Below are 17,253 nucleotides of genomic sequence, written 5' to 3' on the forward strand. Positions count from 1 at the left end.
CGGCTCCCGGCGCCGCGGCCTTCCGATTCGAATCGAGGAGCGCGCTTGAGACGCCTCGCAAAGCTGATCCTGGCACTCGGCATCCTCGCCGCGCTCGGAGTCGCCGCGGGAGCCCTGGCATTCTGGCTCTTGATCCTGCGCGATCTGCCCGAGATCAAGAGCCTGCGCGACTACCAGCCGAAGCTGATCACGCGCGTGCTCGACGTGGACGGCAACGAGGTCGCGAGCTTCGCCACCGAGCGGCGCATCATCATCCCGATCGAAGAGGTGCCGCGCCCCGTCGTCGACGCGTTCGTCGCCGCGGAAGACGCGGAGTTCTACGAGCACCAGGGTCTGGACTACCCCGGCATCGCCCGCGCCGCGTTCAAGAACCTGGTGCAGGGCCGCAAGGCACAGGGCGCGAGCACGATCACGCAGCAGGTCGCGAAGACCTTCCTGCTCAGCTCCGAGCGCAGCTACACGCGAAAGCTCAAGGACATGGTGCTCGCGCGCCGGATCGAGAAGTCGCTCTCGAAGAACGACATCCTGTACCTGTACCTGAACCAGATCTACTTCGGCGCGGGCGCCTACGGCCTCGAGGCCGCGGCGCAGACGTACTTCGGGAAGTCGGCGCGCGAGCTGCAGATCCACGAGGCGGCGGTGATCGCGGGGGTCGTGCCGCGCCCGGCCGAGTGGAATCCGCACGTCTCGCCCGAGACCGCCCGGCGCAAGCAGCTGCTCGTGCTGGAGCGGATGGCGGAGAACGGCTTCATAGACGCAGCCGCCGCCGAATCCTGGGCGGCGCAGCCGCTGGTCTACACGCACGCGACCTGGCAGGAGCGCGAGTCGGCGAGCGCCTTCTTCGTCGAGGAGGTGCGCCGCTACCTGATGACCCGGTTCGGCGGCGAGCAGGTGCTGACCGGCGGACTGACGGTGCACACGAGCCTCGACCTCGACGATCAGATCGCCGCCTGGCGCGCGCTGCGGAAGGGCCTCCGCGACCACGACCGCCGGATGGGCTACCGCGGGCCGATCCGGAACGTGCCGAAGGGCGAATGGCCCGCGGTTCTCGCCGAGATCGCCGCGAGCAACGCCGCGATCGCGCCCGCCGAGGACGCGCTGGTCCAAGGACTCGTGATCGAGGTCGACGACGACGCGCAGAAGCTCACGCTCGCGCTCGGACCCGACGAGCGCGCTTCACTCGGAATCGCCGACGTCGATTGGGCGGGGCCGCTGAACCCGGCGCGCGACGGGGTGGTCGCGCGCGTCTCGCGCGTGGGACAGGCGCTCCACGCGGGCGACCTGGTCTACCTGGAGCGCGTCGAGCCCGAAGGCGAGGCGGCACAGTTTGCGCTCTACCAGCGACCGCTGGCCGAGGGCTCGCTGATCGCGGTCGATCTCGAGAAGGCCCAGCTCAAGGCGATCGTGGGCGGCTACAGCTTCGCGCAGAGCGAGTTCAACCGAGCGCTGCAGTCGCGCCGCCAGCCCGGGTCGGCGTTCAAGCCGATCGTCTACGCGGCCGCGCTCGCGCGCGGCTACACGCCCGCGACGATCGTGCAGGACACCGCGATCGTCTACGAGGACTACTCGCGCGGCTTCGCCTGGAAGCCCGAGAACTACTCCGAGGATTTTCTCGGGCCGATCACGATGCGCACCGCGCTGGCAAAGTCGCGCAACGCCGCGACGATCCGGATCCTCTCGGACATCGGGCTGGCCCCGGTTCGCGACATGACGCGCGCGCTGGGCATCGCCTCGAAGATGGAGATGAACCTGGGGCTCGCGCTCGGCAACAGCGAGGTGACGCTCGCCGAGCTGGTTCGCGCGTACACGGCCTTCGCTTCGGGCGGGAAGCTGATCGACCCGGTGTTCATCCTCGAGGTGCGCGACCGCAGCGGGCGAGTGATCGCGCAGAACGTGCCGCTCCTGGCCAACCTCGACGGCGCCGAGGCGCCTGGCGTCGGCCAGGGGCCCGACGACGCGGCCGGCGCGGAGGAGAGCGGCGACTCGCTCGAGCGAATCATGGAGAAGATCCGCAGCGAGACCGAGGCGAAGCAGGGCGAGGAGCTTCCCTCCGACTACCAGCTCGATCCGGTGAGCGCCTACCTGATGACCGAGATGCTTCGCGCGGTCGTGCAGGAGGGCACGGGCGTGCGCGTGAAGGCGCTCGGCCGGCCGATCGCGGGCAAGACCGGCACGACGAACAACCTCCACGACGCCTGGTTCATCGGCTACTCGCCGGAGATCGCGACCGGAGTCTGGGTCGGCTACGACAGCGCGCACAGCCTGGGCACGAACGAGACCGGCGGGCGCACGTCGGCGCCGATCTTCATCGACTACATGCGCCACGCGCTTCGCGACCGGCCGGTCCAGGACTTCCCGGTGCCCGAGGGAGTGGTCTTCGCGCGCGTCGATCGCGCGTCCGGCCTGCTCGCGCGGCCCGACAGCGCGGACACGCTCTTCCTGCCGTTCCGCGAGGGAACGGCGCCGCTCGAGCTGAGCCCCGAGGCCGGCGCGCCGGGCGGCGCCCTGCGTCCGCTGCGAGTCGACTAGGGCGAGCGTGACGAGTCCGCGCGCCGAATGACACGTCGGGTGCTGATCGTCGGCGGCGGACACAACGGGCTGGTCTGCGCCGCGTATCTCTCGCGCGCGGGTCTTGCGGTCACTCTCCTCGAGCGGCGCGAGCTGCTCGGCGGTGCGTGCGTGACCGAGACGCTCTGGCCAGGCTACCGAGTGTCTCGCGCGGCCTACGTGCTGTCGCTGTTCCGACCCGCGATCTCGCGCGAGCTCGAGCTCGAGCGGCACGGGCTGCGGCTGCTGCCGCGAACGCCCGCATCGGTCACGCCGCTTGCCGACGGTCGAGCGCTGGTGCTCGGCGCGGGCACCGCGCGCGACGTCGAGCAGATCGCGCGATTCTCGCGCCGAGACGCCGAGCGCTGGCCCGAATTCGAGCGCCGGCTCGAGCGCGTCGCGGCCGCGGTCGAGCCGCTTCTCGACCATGCTCCGCCTGCGTTCGCGCGCCTCGGTCCCGCGAACCTCGCGCGCTGGGCGCGGCTCGGCCGGGCCGCGCTCCGGCTCGGCGGCTGCATTCCCGAAGCGCTCGCGCTCCTGCTCGGTCCGGCGCGCGCGGTCCTCGAGGAGTACTTCGAGAGCGAGCCGCTTCGCGCGACGCTCGCGACCGACGCGATCATCGGCGCGTTCGCCGCGCCCTCGATGCCAGGCACTGGCTACGTGCTCTTCCACCACGTGATGGGGACACTCGGCGGAAGGCGCGGCACCTGGGCCTACGTCGCGGGCGGAATGGGCGCGCTCTCCGAGGCGCTCGCGAGCGCCGCGCGCGCGGCGGGAGCAGAGCTGCGCACGAACGCGGAGGTGGTCGCGATCCGCTCTCGCGCGGGTCGAGCGAGCGGCGTCGCACTCGCGAGCGGCGAGACGCTCGACGCCGATCTCGTCGTCTCGGGGATGGACCTGCCGCGCACCGCGGCGCTGATGGACGACGCGGCGCTCGCGCGCGCGTTCCCCCGCTCGGACTCGCGCAGCCCGGTCGTGAAGCTGAACCTCGCGCTCGGCGCGCTGCCGCGGTTCGGCGCGCGGGAGGGCGAGGCGACGCCGCTCTCCGGCACGATCCACATCGGTCCGATCGACCTGGACGGGATCGAGCGCGCGTATGGCGACGCCGCGTCCGGCCGCGTCTCGGAGCTCCCCGTGGTGGAGCTGACGTTGCCGTCGACGCTCGACCCGTCGCTCGCGCCGGCGGGAAAGCACGTGGCGTCGATCTTCGCGCAGTACGCGCCGGTGCTGCCGCCCGGCGATGCGCGCTGGCCGGGCCTGCGCGACGCGATGCGCGATCGCGTGCTCGCAGCGGTGGAGAGCCTGGCGCCCGGGTTCACGGCCTCGATCGAGCAGCTCGAGGTGCTCGCGGCTCCCGACCTCGAGCGCATCTTCGGGCTCAGCGGCGGGAACATCTTCCACGGCGCGATGACGCCCGATCGCCTGCTGTTCATGCGGCCGAGCGCGGCGCTCCTGCCCTACCGCTCGCCGCTCGAGGGTCTCTGGCTCTGCGGATCCGCGACACATCCCGGTGGCGGCGTGATGGGAGCGCCGGGACGCAATGCCGCGCGCGAGATCCTGCGCTCGCTCGGCCGCACTTAGCGAAGCCCTGATCGGCTCGCCGCGAACGCAGCCTCGACTTCGGCGCGGAGCTCGGCGTCGCAGAAGAAGTCGAGCGCGGTCATCGCCAGCGCCTTCGCGCCGTCGAGCACCGCGCGATCGCCCGATTCGGAGCCAGCGAAGCGCGCGAACTCCGCGTTGTGGATCGCCACGTGCGGCGGCGAGACGGCGATCATCGGGTGGATCGACGGCACGCGGTGGCTGACGTTGCCCATGTCGGTGCTGCCCTGCACGCCGGGCGGCAGCTTCTCGTAGGGGAAGAAGCGCAGGCCCAGCGACTCCGCATTCGCCTGGTAGCTGCGCGCGAGCGGCCACGAGGTGTTGAGATCCAGGTAGTCGACGTCGCCCCAGACCAGCTCGAGCGAGGCGCCGGTCGCCTCGGCCCCGGCGCGGAAGCAGCCCTCGACGCGGGGCTTCAGCTCGGCGAGCTCGGGAGCGTTGGCAGCGCGCACGTAGAACAGACCGGCGGCGCGCTCCGGCACGATGTTGGGCGCCTGGCCGCCGTCGGTGATGATCCCGTGCAGGCGCTCGGTCGGACGGATGTGCTGGCGCAGCGCCGCGATCGCCTGATACGCGATCACCAGCGCGTCGAGCGCGTTCACGCCCCGCTCCGGCATGGCCGAGGCGTGCGAGGCCACACCGCGATAGCGGACCTCGAGCTCGGCGATCGCGATGCACGGCATGGTCGCCAGGTTCACGCCCGACGGATGCACCATCAGCGCGGCGTCGACGCCCTCGAAGGCGCCGTTTCGCGCCATGATCTCCTTGCCGCCGCCGCGCTCCTCGGCCGGCGTTCCGAGCCAGCGCACCCGACCCGGGAGCCGCGCGCCGAGCGACGCGAGACCGAGCGCCGCGCCGAGCGCGCTTGTCGCGATGATGTTGTGCCCGCAGGCGTGACCGATTCCCGGCAGCGCGTCGTACTCCGAGAGCAGCGCGACGGTCGGCGAGGCGGCCCCGATCTCGGCCAGGATCGCGGTCTCGAGCCCGAACGCGCCGAGCTCCGCGTCGAGTCCGGCCTTTCGCGCCGTGTCGGCGAGCAGGCGCGACGCTCTGTGCTCCTCGAACGCGAGCTCGGGGTACGCGTGGATCTCGCGCGAGACCGAGAGCAGCTCGAGCGCCAGCGCGTCGATCGCGTCGCGAACCTGGGCCTTCAGGCGTTCCAGCATCGAGGCAGTATACGCGGCAAACGCCGCTCAGCGGCGCACTCCTTCGATCAGCGCGACCGGCATCGTGAAGTCGTACCCGGTCGCATCCGAGAGCTCGAGCGCCTCGCGCACCTCGCGCGGCGCGGCGTCCAGGAGCGAGCGGATTCCCTCGGCGGGCGTACGCGGCGTGCCGATCCGCGCGAGCCAGGGCTCGAACTCGAGCCGAAGCCTCCACTGCGCGACCTTCTCGGCGGCGAGACCGGCCGCGGCGAAGCTCGAAAGCCACTGCGAGACGGACGCGTCGCGCACGTGCGACGGATCGCGAAGCAGCTCGAGCGCGTTCAAGTAGCTGTCCTGCACCGGGTCCTCGAGCGCGACGGAGTCCACGAGCAGGTAGCGTCCGCCCGCTCGCAGGACGCGCGCAGCCTCGCGGGTCGCGCGCGCGGGATCCGCGTAGTGGTGCGCGCAGAACCGCGACGTGACGAGGTCGAAGGCGCCGTCCGCGAAGGGCAGCTCCTCGGCGAAGCCGAGTCGGAACGAGACGTTCGCGAGCCCGCGCGCTGCGGCGAGCCGATCCGCCTCGTCGAGCATCTCGCGCGTCATGTCGAGCGCGACCACTCGAGCGACGTGGGGCGCGAAGGCGATCGCCGTGTGGCCCGCGCCGCAGCCGACGTCGAGTACGCGCACGTCGCCGCGCAGGGCCGCGCGCTCGGGCATCGCGTCCAGGTTCGGCCCGCCGGAGTGCACGCCGCTCGCGGCGTAGTTCGCGGCCGCCGCGCCGAACTGCTGCCTGATAGACTCGCCGAGATCCAGGCTCATAATTTCCTCCAGGTTATAGTTGACCATGGTTAATATCTGAGATGGCCCGGAAGCACAAGAAAGAAGATCCGCTTCATGCCGCGCTCGAGGCGCTGAAACGCGTGTCGGAGGCCTTCGCGCGCCGGCGTGCTCAGCTCGCGCGAGGCGCGGGACTCACCGAGGCCCAGTGGCGAGTGCTCGAGCAGATCGCGGCCGAGGACTTCATGCCGTCGCTCTTCGCGCGCCGACAGGAACAGACGCCGGCCGCGATCTCGAAGCTGATCCGGCAGCTCCTCGAACGGGGGCTGGTCGAGGTCTCGATCGCGACGGGCGACGCGCGCCAGCGCCGCTACGCGCTGAGCGCCGCGGGCCGCCAGGCGATGGAGATCGTGCGCAAGGATCGGCAGCGCGCGATCGATCGCATCTGGTCCGGGCTCGATCCGCGCGATCTGGCCACCTTCTCGGCCTTTGCCGCAGATCTGGCCGAGCGGATGGAGCGCTACGAGAAGTCCGAAACGAGAAGAAAAAGCGAAAATTCGCGGCCAGAAAAAACCCACCGAGGCGGGGCAGGTGTTCGAAAGTGATCGGGATTTTCTCACGGACCCGCCTCGAGCGTCAAGCGTTTTCTCGGCGTTTCGCTCCATCTCGATGAAATGGCGACGAACGGCTGAAAAACCGCCCGGAACTCCGACTTTGCGGGGCCGAACTGCCGTTCAGACGGCGCCGGACGGGGCGCCCGGCGGCGGCGCCAGCCCGGCCAGATGCGCGCTGCAGTTCAGCAGCGCGATCTCGTGCGGCGGGCGCGCGCCGATCACGGTGAGCGAGGTGTTCTCCCAGACCTCGGGGACGGCCACGCCTTCCGGCCGCACGACCAGCCGTTCGACCACGGAGCGGCAGACCAGGCCGTGGCTGATCACCGCGAGGTCGCCTTCCAGGCTCGCCGCGCGATCGCGGAGCTTCTCGAAGGCGCGCGCGACCCGCGCGTGGAACTCCGGCCAGGTCTCGCCCCCGGGTGGAGCGAAGTCCGGCGCGAAGATGTCTACGCCGATCTCCGCGTAGGACCGACCGCGAAGCTCGCCGAAGTTCCGCTCGCGCAGCTCCGGCCAGATCTCGAGCGGCGCGTTCGTGGCGGCCCGAACCTGCTCCGCGGTGTCGAGCGCGCGCGCGTAGTCGCTCGCCACGATCTGCGCGACGTCGAGCTTCGAAAGCCGGGCGGCCAGTAGCGCGGCCTGCGCTCGCCCGCGCTCCGAGAGCGGCGCATCCGGAACCTGCACCACGCGCGCGGCGTTCGAGGGCGTCTCTCCGTGTCGAACCAGCAGGATCGCCATCGCCCGAAACCTAGCAGAGGTGGTAGCTTCTGCGTCGATGCAGGCCTACCTCGAGCTGCTCCGCCACGTCCGCAGCCACGGCTTGCGCAAGCAGGACCGCACCGGCACGGGGACGCTCAGCGTCTTCGGCTGGCAGTCCCGCTACGACCTGCGCCGGGGCTTCCCCGCCGTCACCACGAAGCGGCTGCACCTGCGCTCGATCTTCCACGAGCTGCTCTGGTTCCTGCGCGGCGACACGAACGTGCGTTACCTGCACGAGAATGGCGTCTCGATCTGGGACGAGTGGGCCGACCGCGACGGAGAGCTCGGCCCGATCTACGGCGCGCAGTGGCGCGCCTGGCGCACCGCCGACGGCCGCGTGATCGACCAGCTCGCGAACGTCGAGGAGCAGATCCGACGCGATCCGGATTCGCGGCGCCTGATCGTCTCGGCCTGGAACGTGGGCGAGCTGGAGCGGATGGCGCTGCCGCCCTGCCACCTGCTGTTCCAGTTCTACGTCGCCGACGGCCGGCTCTCCTGCCAGCTCTACCAGCGCAGCGCCGACATCTTCCTCGGCGTCCCGTTCAACGTCGCGTCGTACGCGTTGCTGACGCAGATGATGGCGCAGGTGACGGGGCTCGAGCCCGGGGAGTTCGTGCACACGCTCGGCGACGCCCACCTGTACCTGAACCATCTCGAGCAGGCGGATCTGCAGCTCTCGCGCGTTCCCTACGAGCTGCCGCGGCTGGAGCTGCGGCCGGACGTGAAGTCGATCGCCGACTTCAGCTACCCCGACATCCGACTGGTCGACTATCGTGCGCACCCGGCGATCGCCGCGCCGATCGCGGTCTAGGCGCACGCCGTGCTCTCGCTGATCGTCGCCGTCGCCGAGAACCGGGTGATCGGAACGCGCGGCGGGCTGCCGTGGCGGCTCCCCGACGAGCTCGCGCATTTCAAGCGGACGACGCTCGGTAAGCCGGTGCTGATGGGCCGGCGCACCTGGGAATCCCTCGGCCGGCCGCTGCCGGGCCGCGCGAACGTGGTGCTGTCCCGCGACCCCGGGTTCACGGCGCGCGGCGCGCTGATCGCGCGCGACCTCGACGAGGCGATCGGAATGCACGCGGCCGCGCCCGAGCAGTTCGTGATCGGCGGCGCCGCGCTCTACGCCGAGGCCCTGCCGCGCGCCGAGCGGATCTACCTGACGCGCGTGCACGCGCGGCCCGCGGGCGACGTGTTCTTTCCCGAGCTCGAGAGCGGCGAGTGGGGCGAGTCGCTGCTCTCGGAGCACCCCGCCGATTCGCGCCACGCGCACGGCTTCTCGATCCATCTGCTGATGCGTCGCGGCCGGGTTCAGAGAAGCGCGTAGCCGGCGGCGGAGGCGAGCGCCTCCTGGTCGATCAGGGTGATGATCCCGCGCTCCGCGCGCAGCACCCCGGCCCGGGTCCAGATGCGCATGTGCTTGTTCACGCTCTCGCGCGTCGCGCCGACGAGCTCGCCGAGCGCGTGCTGGGGGAGCCGAAGATCGATGCGCGTGCCTCCGGCCACGGGCTTGCCGTGATCCTGCGCGAGCGAGAGCAGCTTCTTCGCGAGCCGCCCCGAGATCGAGAGCAGCATCGCGTCCTCCATCGCGTCCGAGAGCGTGCGCACGCGCTGCGCGAGCGCGGTCGCGAGCTGGATCGCCACCTTCGGGTGCTGCTCCAGAAACGGCAGCAGGTCGCGACGGTGCAGGGTCAGAAGCTCCACCGGCTCGAGTGCCGCGATCGTCGCGGAGCGGGGCTGCGAGTCGAGCAGGGCGATCTCGCCGAAAACCTCTCCCGGCTCCAGGAACCTGAAGATGACCTCCTTGGAATCCGCGCCCGAAAAAACGCGCAGCCGCCCGCGCAGAACGCCGTACAGCGTCGCGCCCTCGTCTCCCTTGCGAAACAGCACTTCGCGCGAGCGCAATCGGCGCGTTCCGGTGATGGCGTAGAGCAGGTCGAAATCCCGCCGGCCGAGCCCCGCGAACACCGGAATGCGTTCGATCAGGGCACGCCCGTCGATCGCGGTGGAGAGCGCCATGAGCCGCAGGATAGTCCAGACCCACGGTCCGACACCGGCCGCGAAAATCTCGCTCTCGGAGTGAAACGCTTCACAGTCCGTTCGCAGCGCCCGAGCCACTCTGTCGGTGTAGCGAGAGCGGAACGCTCTCTCGGAGGAAGGGAATGACGCGGATCGGCCTCGACGGCGAGCGGACTTCCTCCGGAATGTCGCAGAACGGTTCGAGAGCGGGCGCAGGTCACGAGGTCGAGCAGCCTACCCCGCCCCCGGTCGTGGCCACCGACGGCGTAGACACGGACCCCCTCCCCGTCTACCTGCCGCCGCGTCGAGCCACGCCGAGGGCGACGGTGAGCGGAGGTTGGCGCGCAACGCGCTGAGCTTCGAAGCCGCTCGACCTCGTGCCTGCGCTCGTCGCTCCCCGCGGCGAGCGAAGGGCGCTGACCCGGCCGCCGGATTGAGCGAGAATCCGCCCATGCCCGTGCAGCTCGGCGCGCACCTCGGTCAGCAGAATCTCCCGATCGCCGAGATCCGCGCGCTCTGGCGCCGTTTCGATTCGGCGGGCCTGGACTGGATCTCGATCTGGGACCACTTCTACGAGGCCCCGCCCGCGGGCGGCACGCAGCCGCACTTCGAGGCCGTCTCGCTTCTCGGCGCGCTCGCGGTCGAGACCACGCGCGCGAGGATCGGCTGCCTGGTCTTCTACCCGGGCTACCGGAACCCGGCGTCGCTCGCGAAAGCCGCGACGACGCTCGACCACCTCTCGGGCGGCCGCTTCGTGCTCGGGCTCGGCGGCGGCTGGCACGAGTGGGAGGCGCGCGCCTACGGCTACGAATTCCCGCCGATCGCGACGCGGCTCTCGATGCTCGAGGAGGCGTGCCAGATCGTGCGCGGCCTGCTCACGCGACAGCGCACGACCTTCAGCGGTAAACACTTCCGTGTCGAAGATGCGTCCTGTCTGCCGGCGCCCGTACAGGCGCGGCTGCCGATCTGGATCGGCGGCGTCGGCGAGAAGCGCACCCTTCGGATCGCCTCACGCCACGCCGACGGCTGGAACGCCGCGTACGTCTCACCGTCCGAGTTCGCGCGGCTCTCGGGCGTGCTCGACGACTGGTGCGCGAAGGCGGGACGCGACCCGGCGGAGATCGCGCGGACGGTGAACCTCTCGTTCCACCTCTCGGTCGACGAGAAGACCGCCGCGCACGAGGCAGCGCGCCTGCGCTCGACCTGGGGCGCGGCCGCCGAGCGCATGCTCTCGGGCGCGCTGATCGGAACGCCCGAACGCGCGATCGAGACGCTCGAGGCCTACGCCGACGCGGGAGCGCAGGGCATCAACATCGCGCTTCGCGCGCCCTGGGACCGCGAAGCGCTCGACGCGTACCTCGAACGGGTCGTGCCCGCGCTTCGCCGGCGGACGACGGGATGACGGCGCCGCGATTTCGCGCGCTGTCGGGCGTGCTCGGCGCGCTGCTGCTGCTCGGAGCGACGCCGGAGCCGAACGTGTGCTCGGCTCCAGAGGTTCCGCCGCTCCGGAGCCCGGCGAGCGAGCGCGATCGCGAGGACCAGAAGATCCGGCACCAGCTTCGCGCCAAGCAGTGCGAGCTCGAGGCGCGGCGGCGCGCCGATCCCGGCGGCATGCAGAGCTGCTACTTCGGCCCGGAGTTCGTGCGCATCTCGAACGAGCGCTACGAGGAGATCCGCCAGGCGCACAAGGCCGATCCCGTCGAGCTCTGGCACGCGATCCTCTCCGAGCCCGAGGATCCGAACCTGCCCGCGCTCGAGATCGTCGTCACCTCGAAGAGCGGGCCCAACTGCAAGAACGACTACGAGCGCCAGCTCGAGGCCGAGATCGAGGCGCTCGCGAAGCAGCTCAACGTCCGCTGATCAAGGCTCTCGAGCGACCCCCGTCGCCACCGCCTTCGCCCAGCGATAGTCGGGCTTGCCCGACGGCGAGCGCTCGACCTTCGCGACCAGATGGAGCTCGCGCGGCACCTTGTAGCCGGCGATTCGCGTTCTGCAGTGCGCCTGGATCGAATCGAGCGTGGGCGCGCGACCCTCGCGCGCCTGCACGACGGCCGCCACGCGCGAGCCGAAGCGCTCGTCCGGAACCCCGACGACGATCGCGTCCCAGCAGTCGGGGTGGGACTTGATCGCGGACTCGACCTCCTCCGGGTAGATCTTCTCACCGCCCGAGTTGATCGACACCGATCCGCGACCGAGGAGCGTGATCGAGCCGTCGGGCTCCACGGTCGCGAAGTCGCCCGGGATCGAGTAGCGCCGGCCGCGCGTGTCGGTGACGAAGGTCTGCCGGGTCTTCTCCGGGTCCTTGTAGTACTCCAGCGGTATGTTGCCGCCGCAGGCGACCCGTCCGACGACGCCGGAGCCCGGCTGCACCGGCTCGAGATTCTCGTCGAGCACCACCGTCTCGGCGACCGCCCGCACCGTCGGGCCGCCGCCCCTCATCGCGGTGCTGCCCTTCTTCACCATCAGGATGCCGTTGGTGCCCGACTCCGAGGCTCCGACCGCGTCGGTCATGATCAGGTTCGGGAAGTGCCGGAAGAAGTCGTCCTTCAGCGACGGCGAGAACACCGCGGCGCTCGACGAGAGCACGACCAGCGACGAGAGGTCGTAAGACGCGCCCGGCTCGTCGAGCGCTTCGATCAGCGGCCGCGCCATCGCGTCGCCCGTGATCATCAGGCCGTTCACGCGCTCCTGCTCGACCAGACGCCAGACCCGCTTGGGGTCGAACTTCGCGACGAGCACGTTCCTGCGGCCGATGAAGCTGCCGCCCATCACCGCCCACTGGGTCGCGCCGTGCATGAGCGGCGCGATCGGCAGGAACGTCACGCCGCCGGCCTTGCCGCGTTCGGCCATCTCCTCCGGCCGCTCGGCGCGCTTGCCCGTGAGCGGGTCGACGCCTCCGCCGAGCGCGAAGAACACGTCTTCGTGTCGCCAGACGACGCCCTTGGGAAGGCCGGTCGTCCCGCCCGTGTACAGGATGTACCGGTCGCCGCCGGAGCGCTTGGCGAAGTCGCGCTCCTTCGCGCCGGAAGCGAGCGCGGGCTCGTACTCCTGGGATCCGAGTGAAGCGCAGTCCGCTCCGCTCCCGTCCTCGATCACGAGCGAGAAGCGCAGCTTCGGCAGCGCGTCGCGGACGCCCGCGATCCGCGGCGCGAATTCGCGCGCGTAGATCAGCCCGACCAGGTCGGCGTTGTCGAACAGGTAGCGGAGCTCGTCCTCGACGTAGCGGTAGTTGATGTTGATCCAGACCGCGCGCAGCTTGAAGATCGCCCAGAGCGCCTCGACCCATTCGACCGAGTTGTAGGCGTAGATCCCGACGTGGTCGCCGGGACGTACGCCCTGCGCCCGCAGGTGATGCGCGAGCCGGTTCGCGCGCTCGTCCATCTGCGCGTAGGTGCGGCGCTTGCCCTCGGCGACCAGATACTCGCGGTCCGGAAACGCGTCGACCGAGCTCTCGAAGAGATCTGCGAGGTTGAACTCCACGGCTCGAGTCTACACGCGCGGGCACTGTCGTGTGCAGGCTGCATTGACGACGCCCGGATGCGGAGCCACGATCGCAGGAGCGCGAGGCATTTCGCCCGCGCGTATGCCCCGCGGGGAGCGAATCCGCCCCCGCGAGAGGAGTTGGAAATGCACCGACGACACCATTGGCACGCCCGGCGGCGCTTCGGCTGCTGGGATCTCGCGCCCGCGTTCGCTTGGGCCGGCGCGGACGGAGAGAGCGGCCCGCGCGGCGCCGACCTCTCGTTCGCTTCCCGACACGGCGACGGCGACGAGGACGCGCTCGGCTCGGCCGGCCTCGGCGTGCGCCGGCCGCTGCGCTTCCTGGCCTGGAAGCTCGGCCTCTCGAGCGATCAGGTCGCCTCGGTCGCGCGAACCCTCGAGCGCCTGAAGATCGAGCGCGCCCAGGCCGAGGTCGAGCAGCGGCGGGTCGCCGCCGCGCTCGCCGACGCGCTGGAAGGCGAGGTCTTCGACGCGGCGGCGGCCTCGGTCGCGGCCGACCACCGCAGTGACTCGGCGCGCTCCGTGCAGCAGGCCGTGGCCAGGGCGCTGGCCGAGCTGCACGCGGCGCTCGAGGCGGATCAGCGCCGCAAGCTCGCGACGCTGATCCGGACCCGCGCGATCGCGTTCTGATCGCCGACGGCGACTACGCGAGATCCCAGTCCTGGAATGCGGCGTCGAGCCGCTCGGCTCGGCGCCGCAGGATCTCGCGCTGCTCGGGGTGCGTGAGGATGTAGAGATCGCCGCGCTCGATCGCGCGGACGACGCGGCGCGCCAGCTCCTCGGGCTGGATCGTGCTTCCGACCATCGCGGGCGCGTCGCCTCCCGTCGCGGGGGGATCGGCTGCGCCGGCATTGCGCAGCGCCGCGGGGCGCATGCGCTGCGAGTTCTCGTTGATCTGCGTCTGCACGATCATCGGACACAGCACCGAGACGCCGATGCCCTGCGGGCGAAGCTCGCGCTGCAGAGACTCGGAGAGCCCCACGACCGCGAACTTCGACGCGCAGTACACGCCGAGCCAGCTCATGCCGGTGAGGCCGGCCATCGAGGCCGTGTTCACGACGTGACCGCCTTGTCTTTGGGCGATCAGACGCGGCACGAACGACTGAACCCCGTGGACGACGCCCCAGAAGTTCACGTTCATGGTGAACTCCCAGTCCTTCGCGGTCGAGGTGGCGATCGGGCCGAAGGTCGCCACGCCCGCGTTGTTGCAGACCACGTGCGCGGCGCCGAACCGGGACAGCGTCGCCTCGGCCAGCGCCTCGACGCTCTCCGGCTTCGTGACGTCGGTCGGCACGCCGAGCACGCGCGCGCCATCGGCCTCGAGCCGTCGTGCGACGACGTCGAGGTTCGCCGCGTCGAGATCCGCGAGCACGATCTTCGCGCCGCGCGCGGCGAACGCGCGCGCGAGCGCCGAGCCGATCCCGCCCGCTCCTCCAGTCACCACCGCCACCCGGTCGTTGAAGGCATCCATGCCGCGATCATACCGCCGGATGGCGGAACACGACGTCGTCGCTTCGGACTCGTTCCCATGCGAAATCGGCCAGCAGCTCGCGCGGGGTCGCGGGCCGGGCGTTCGCGCGCAGGCCCGAAATCTGCGCGAGGCGCCCGCAGAACCCGGGACCGTCGCTTCTCGAAGCGATCTCGCGCCAGCCGACGGAGCCGTGCAGCTTCGCGAGCTTTCCGCCGCTCTCCTCGAGCAGCAGGAAGTGATGGCGGTAGCTCGGCGTCGGCACGCCGAGCGCGCGTTGCAGCACGACGTGGATCGCGGTCGAGCTCGCGAGGTCGCGGCCGCGCACGATCCGGGTGACTTCCGAAGCCGCGTCGTCCACGACCACCGCAAGGTGGTAGGCGATGGCACCGTCGCGTCTGCGCAGCACCGGGTCGCCCATCTCGCGCAGCGGGTCCTGCGACAGATCGAGACCCGATTCGTCCCGCAGCTCGACTCGTCCTTCCGGCAGGCGCAGCCGCAGCGCGCCGTCCGCCTCGCGCCAGCCGCCAGGAGGAAGCGCGCGCGCGCGACAGCGTCCGGTGTAGCGCCAGCCGCCGTCCGCTGCGTGCAGGCCGTTCCGCGCGACCTCGCTTCGAGAGCACGTGCAGGGATAGAGCAGGCCCGATGCCGCGAGCCGGTCCAGAGCCGCCTCGTGCGCTTCGCGCCTCTCGCTCTGCAGAGAGTCCACGTCCCAGTCCAGCCCGAGCCAGCCGAGCGCCGCTCGCATCTCGCGCGCGTGCTCGGGCGTGCAGCGCTCGGGGTCGACGTCCTCCAGCCGGAGCTCGAAGCGAGCCCCACGGCTGCGCGCGTCGAGCCAGGCCAGAAGGCCCGCGACGAGCGTGCCCGGGTGCGCGGGCCCGGACGTCGTCGGTGCGAAGCGCGAGCGGTCCACCGGGGCGCATCTTGACCTATCGAACGGATTCCTCAACCTCGGGATCTCCCCCCCGGGAGAAGCGAATGGCCGCGGACCCGTCCGCCCGAAAGAGCTCCGATCGCAAGCCGGTCGCCTACGACGAGAGCACGATCCAGACCCTGGACGCGCTGGAGCACATCCGCCTGCGCACCGGCATGTACATCGGCCGGATCGGCGACGGCACGCACCCGCTCGACGGCGTCTACGTGATGCTGAAGGAGGTGATCGACAACGCCGTCGACGAGTTCATCATGGGACACGGCCGGAAGATCGAGATCTCGCGCGACGGCAACGAGCTCACCGTGCGCGACTTCGGCCGCGGCATCCCGCTGGGCAAGGTGGTCGAGTGCGTGTCGCAGATCAACACCGGCGGCAAGTACAACGACGACGTCTTCCAGTTCTCGGTCGGCCTGAACGGCGTAGGCACCAAGGCGGTGAACGCGCTCTCGTCGGCGTTCGAGGTGATCTCGTACCGCGAGGGCAAGTTCCGCCGCGCCACGTTCGCTCAGGGCAAGCTCCTCTCCGACAAGCAGGGCAAGGACGCGACCGAGCCGGACGGAACCCGGGTCCGCTTCACGCCCGACCCCGCGATCTTCAAGACCTGGTCGTGGAACGAGGAGTTCATCGCGCACCGGCTCTGGTACTACGCGTACCTGAACGCTGGCCTGTCGCTGGTCTACGACGGCAAGAGCTTCCACAGCAAGGGGGGGCTCTCCGACCTGCTCGTGAAGGAGATCGGCGACGAGCCGCCGCTGTACGAGATCGTGCACGGAAAGCTCGATCGGCTCGAGTTCGCCTTCACCCACACGCACCAGTACGGCGAGACGTACTTCAGCTTCGTGAACGGCCAGTTCACCAACGACGGCGGCACGCACCAGGCGGCGTTCCGCGAGGGGCTGCTGCGCGGGGTGAACGAGTTCTCGAGCAAGGACTTCGCGGGCGAGGACGTGCGCGACGGAATCGTCGGCGCGGTCGCGGTCAAGATCCAGGATCCCGTCTTCGAGAGCCAGACCAAGAACAAGCTCGGCTCCACCGACGTGAAGCCGTGGATCACCAAGGAAGTGAAGGAGCAGGTGATCCTCTGGCTGCACCGCAACCCCGAGGCGGCCGAGGCGCTGCTCGAGAAGGTGCGCACCAACGAACGCATCCGCAAAGAGCTCGCGTCGATCAAGAAGCAGGCGCGCGAGCGAGCGAAGACGGTCGCGATCCGGATCCCGAAGCTGATCGACTGCAAGGTGCACTACGACGAGATCGCGGACCTGCGCCGCGACGAGACCACCATCTTCCTCACCGAGGGAAACTCCGCCGGCGGCGCGATGATCAAGTCTCGCGACGTGTTCACGCAGGCGATCTACACGCTGAAGGGAAAGCCGCTGAACTGCTACGGCCTGCAGCGCGACGCGGTCTACAAGAACGAGGAGCTCTACAACATCATGCGGGCGCTCGGCATCGAGGACGGCCTCGACGGCCTGCGCTACGGCCGCGTCGTGATCGCCACCGACGCCGACGTGGACGGAATGCACATCCGCAACCTCCTGCTCACCTACTTCCTGCGCTACTTCGAGGAGCTCGTGCTGAAGGGCCACCTGTACATCCTGGAGACGCCGCTGTTCCGGGTGCGAAACAAGAAGCAGACGCGCTACTGCTACAGCGAGCGGGAGCGCGACGAGGCGATCGCGGAGCTTTCCGGCAAGCCCGAGATCACGCGCTTCAAGGGGCTGGGCGAGATCTCGCCCGACGAGTTCGGGCAGTTCATCGGCGCCGACATCCGCCTGGTCCCCGTGTCGCTGGGAACGCTCGGCGAGGCGTCGGCGAGCCTGGAGTTCTGCATGGGCAAGAACACTCCCGCCCGGCGCGAGTTCATCGTCGACAACCTGATCTACGACGTGACCTAGC

General features: G+C 70.4%; 16 protein-coding genes. 9 read left to right on the top strand and 7 right to left on the bottom strand.

The window, feature by feature from the left end:
* The first annotated feature begins 45 nt into the window (after positions 1-45).
* Both FJ108_04470 and FJ108_04475 read left to right on the top strand, forming a co-directional pair.
* Complete coding sequence (locus FJ108_04470; GenBank protein ID MBM4335154.1) at positions 46-2,529, top strand: PBP1A family penicillin-binding protein; 2,484 nt, start codon at positions 46-48, stop codon at positions 2,527-2,529.
* Positions 2,530-2,556: 27 nt separating this feature from the next.
* The gene (locus FJ108_04475; protein MBM4335155.1) at positions 2,557-4,128 is read left to right on the top strand and encodes an NAD(P)/FAD-dependent oxidoreductase; all 1,572 of its coding nucleotides are present in this window, start codon (positions 2,557-2,559) and stop codon (positions 4,126-4,128) included.
* Here the strand turns inward: FJ108_04475 and FJ108_04480 are convergent.
* Complete coding sequence (locus tag FJ108_04480) at positions 4,125-5,312, bottom strand: M20 family metallopeptidase (protein MBM4335156.1); 1,188 nt, start codon at positions 5,310-5,312, stop codon at positions 4,125-4,127. The two genes, FJ108_04475 and FJ108_04480, sit on opposite strands and share 4 nt — an antisense overlap.
* A 27-nt stretch (positions 5,313-5,339) precedes the next feature.
* The gene (locus FJ108_04485) at positions 5,340-6,110 is read right to left on the bottom strand and encodes a methyltransferase domain-containing protein (protein MBM4335157.1); all 771 of its coding nucleotides are present in this window, start codon (positions 6,108-6,110) and stop codon (positions 5,340-5,342) included.
* A 41-nt stretch (positions 6,111-6,151) separates the two neighbouring features.
* Between FJ108_04485 and FJ108_04490 the strand changes: the two genes are divergently transcribed.
* Positions 6,152-6,673 (top strand): MarR family transcriptional regulator, encoded by a 522-nt coding sequence (locus tag FJ108_04490; GenBank protein ID MBM4335158.1) that lies wholly within the window; start codon positions 6,152-6,154, stop codon positions 6,671-6,673.
* 129 nt (positions 6,674-6,802) lie between these two features.
* On the opposite strand, the gene FJ108_04495 is transcribed toward FJ108_04490, so the two are convergent.
* Positions 6,803-7,417 (bottom strand): histidine phosphatase family protein, encoded by a 615-nt coding sequence (locus FJ108_04495; protein ID MBM4335159.1) that lies wholly within the window; start codon positions 7,415-7,417, stop codon positions 6,803-6,805.
* A gap of 37 nt (positions 7,418-7,454) precedes the next feature.
* On the opposite strand from FJ108_04495, the gene FJ108_04500 reads away from it, so the two are divergent.
* Together FJ108_04500 and FJ108_04505 are read left to right on the top strand one after the other, a co-directional pair.
* Entirely contained in the window at positions 7,455-8,249 is a 795-nt protein-coding gene (locus tag FJ108_04500) for a thymidylate synthase (protein MBM4335160.1), read from the top strand.
* Positions 8,250-8,258: 9 nt separating this feature from the next.
* Positions 8,259-8,762, top strand: coding sequence for a dihydrofolate reductase (locus FJ108_04505; protein MBM4335161.1), 504 nt, complete (start codon positions 8,259-8,261; stop codon positions 8,760-8,762).
* On the opposite strand, the gene FJ108_04510 is transcribed toward FJ108_04505, so the two are convergent.
* The gene (locus FJ108_04510) at positions 8,747-9,454 is read right to left on the bottom strand and encodes a Crp/Fnr family transcriptional regulator (GenBank protein MBM4335162.1); all 708 of its coding nucleotides are present in this window, start codon (positions 9,452-9,454) and stop codon (positions 8,747-8,749) included. The genes FJ108_04505 and FJ108_04510 overlap by 16 nt on opposite strands.
* A 457-nt stretch (positions 9,455-9,911) precedes the next feature.
* Between FJ108_04510 and FJ108_04515 the strand changes: the two genes are divergently transcribed.
* Complete coding sequence (locus tag FJ108_04515; protein ID MBM4335163.1) at positions 9,912-10,856, top strand: TIGR03560 family F420-dependent LLM class oxidoreductase; 945 nt, start codon at positions 9,912-9,914, stop codon at positions 10,854-10,856.
* The gene (locus FJ108_04520; GenBank protein MBM4335164.1) at positions 10,853-11,314 is read left to right on the top strand and encodes a hypothetical protein; all 462 of its coding nucleotides are present in this window, start codon (positions 10,853-10,855) and stop codon (positions 11,312-11,314) included. The genes FJ108_04515 and FJ108_04520 overlap by 4 nt, the downstream gene beginning before the upstream one ends.
* On the opposite strand, the gene FJ108_04525 is transcribed toward FJ108_04520, so the two are convergent.
* Entirely contained in the window at positions 11,315-12,934 is a 1,620-nt protein-coding gene (locus FJ108_04525; protein ID MBM4335165.1) for an acyl-CoA synthetase, read from the bottom strand. It abuts the gene before it with no gap.
* 147 nt (positions 12,935-13,081) lie between these two features.
* On the opposite strand from FJ108_04525, the gene FJ108_04530 reads away from it, so the two are divergent.
* Complete coding sequence (locus FJ108_04530; protein MBM4335166.1) at positions 13,082-13,585, top strand: hypothetical protein; 504 nt, start codon at positions 13,082-13,084, stop codon at positions 13,583-13,585.
* Between the two features lie 13 nt (positions 13,586-13,598).
* On the opposite strand, the gene FJ108_04535 is transcribed toward FJ108_04530, so the two are convergent.
* Together FJ108_04535 and FJ108_04540 are read right to left on the bottom strand one after the other, a co-directional pair.
* Positions 13,599-14,426 carry an SDR family NAD(P)-dependent oxidoreductase gene (locus FJ108_04535; GenBank protein MBM4335167.1) on the bottom strand — a complete coding sequence of 276 codons (828 nt, stop codon included), beginning with the start codon at positions 14,424-14,426 and terminating at the stop codon, positions 13,599-13,601.
* Positions 14,427-14,433: 7 nt separating this feature from the next.
* Entirely contained in the window at positions 14,434-15,336 is a 903-nt protein-coding gene (locus FJ108_04540) for a hypothetical protein (GenBank protein ID MBM4335168.1), read from the bottom strand.
* Between the two features lie 65 nt (positions 15,337-15,401).
* On the opposite strand from FJ108_04540, the gene FJ108_04545 reads away from it, so the two are divergent.
* Positions 15,402-17,252: a type IIA DNA topoisomerase subunit B gene (locus FJ108_04545; protein ID MBM4335169.1), complete on the top strand. Its 1,851-nt coding sequence runs from the start codon at positions 15,402-15,404 to the stop codon at positions 17,250-17,252.
* Position 17,253: the final 1 nt, after the last annotated feature.

Source organism: Deltaproteobacteria bacterium (assembly GCA_016875225.1).
Taxonomy (GTDB): domain Bacteria; phylum Myxococcota_A; class UBA9160; order SZUA-336; family SZUA-336; genus VGRW01.

Bases quoted from the DNA above. Each gene is read 5' to 3' on its own strand.
- FJ108_04475 (MBM4335155.1), top strand. From the start codon at position 2,557: ATGACACGTCGGGTGCTGATCGTCGGCGGCGGACACAACGGGCTGGTC.
- FJ108_04480 (MBM4335156.1), bottom strand. From the start codon at position 5,312: ATGCTGGAACGCCTGAAGGCCCAGGTTCGCGACGCGATCGACGCGCTG.
- FJ108_04485 (MBM4335157.1), bottom strand. From the start codon at position 6,110: ATGAGCCTGGATCTCGGCGAGTCTATCAGGCAGCAGTTCGGCGCGGCG.
- FJ108_04490 (MBM4335158.1), top strand. From the start codon at position 6,152: ATGGCCCGGAAGCACAAGAAAGAAGATCCGCTTCATGCCGCGCTCGAG.
- FJ108_04495 (MBM4335159.1), bottom strand. From the start codon at position 7,417: ATGGCGATCCTGCTGGTTCGACACGGAGAGACGCCCTCGAACGCCGCG.
- FJ108_04500 (MBM4335160.1), top strand. From the start codon at position 7,455: ATGCAGGCCTACCTCGAGCTGCTCCGCCACGTCCGCAGCCACGGCTTG.
- FJ108_04510 (MBM4335162.1), bottom strand. From the start codon at position 9,454: ATGGCGCTCTCCACCGCGATCGACGGGCGTGCCCTGATCGAACGCATT.
- FJ108_04520 (MBM4335164.1), top strand. From the start codon at position 10,853: ATGACGGCGCCGCGATTTCGCGCGCTGTCGGGCGTGCTCGGCGCGCTG.
- FJ108_04530 (MBM4335166.1), top strand. From the start codon at position 13,082: ATGCACCGACGACACCATTGGCACGCCCGGCGGCGCTTCGGCTGCTGG.
- FJ108_04535 (MBM4335167.1), bottom strand. From the start codon at position 14,426: ATGGATGCCTTCAACGACCGGGTGGCGGTGGTGACTGGAGGAGCGGGC.
- FJ108_04545 (MBM4335169.1), top strand. From the start codon at position 15,402: ATGGCCGCGGACCCGTCCGCCCGAAAGAGCTCCGATCGCAAGCCGGTC.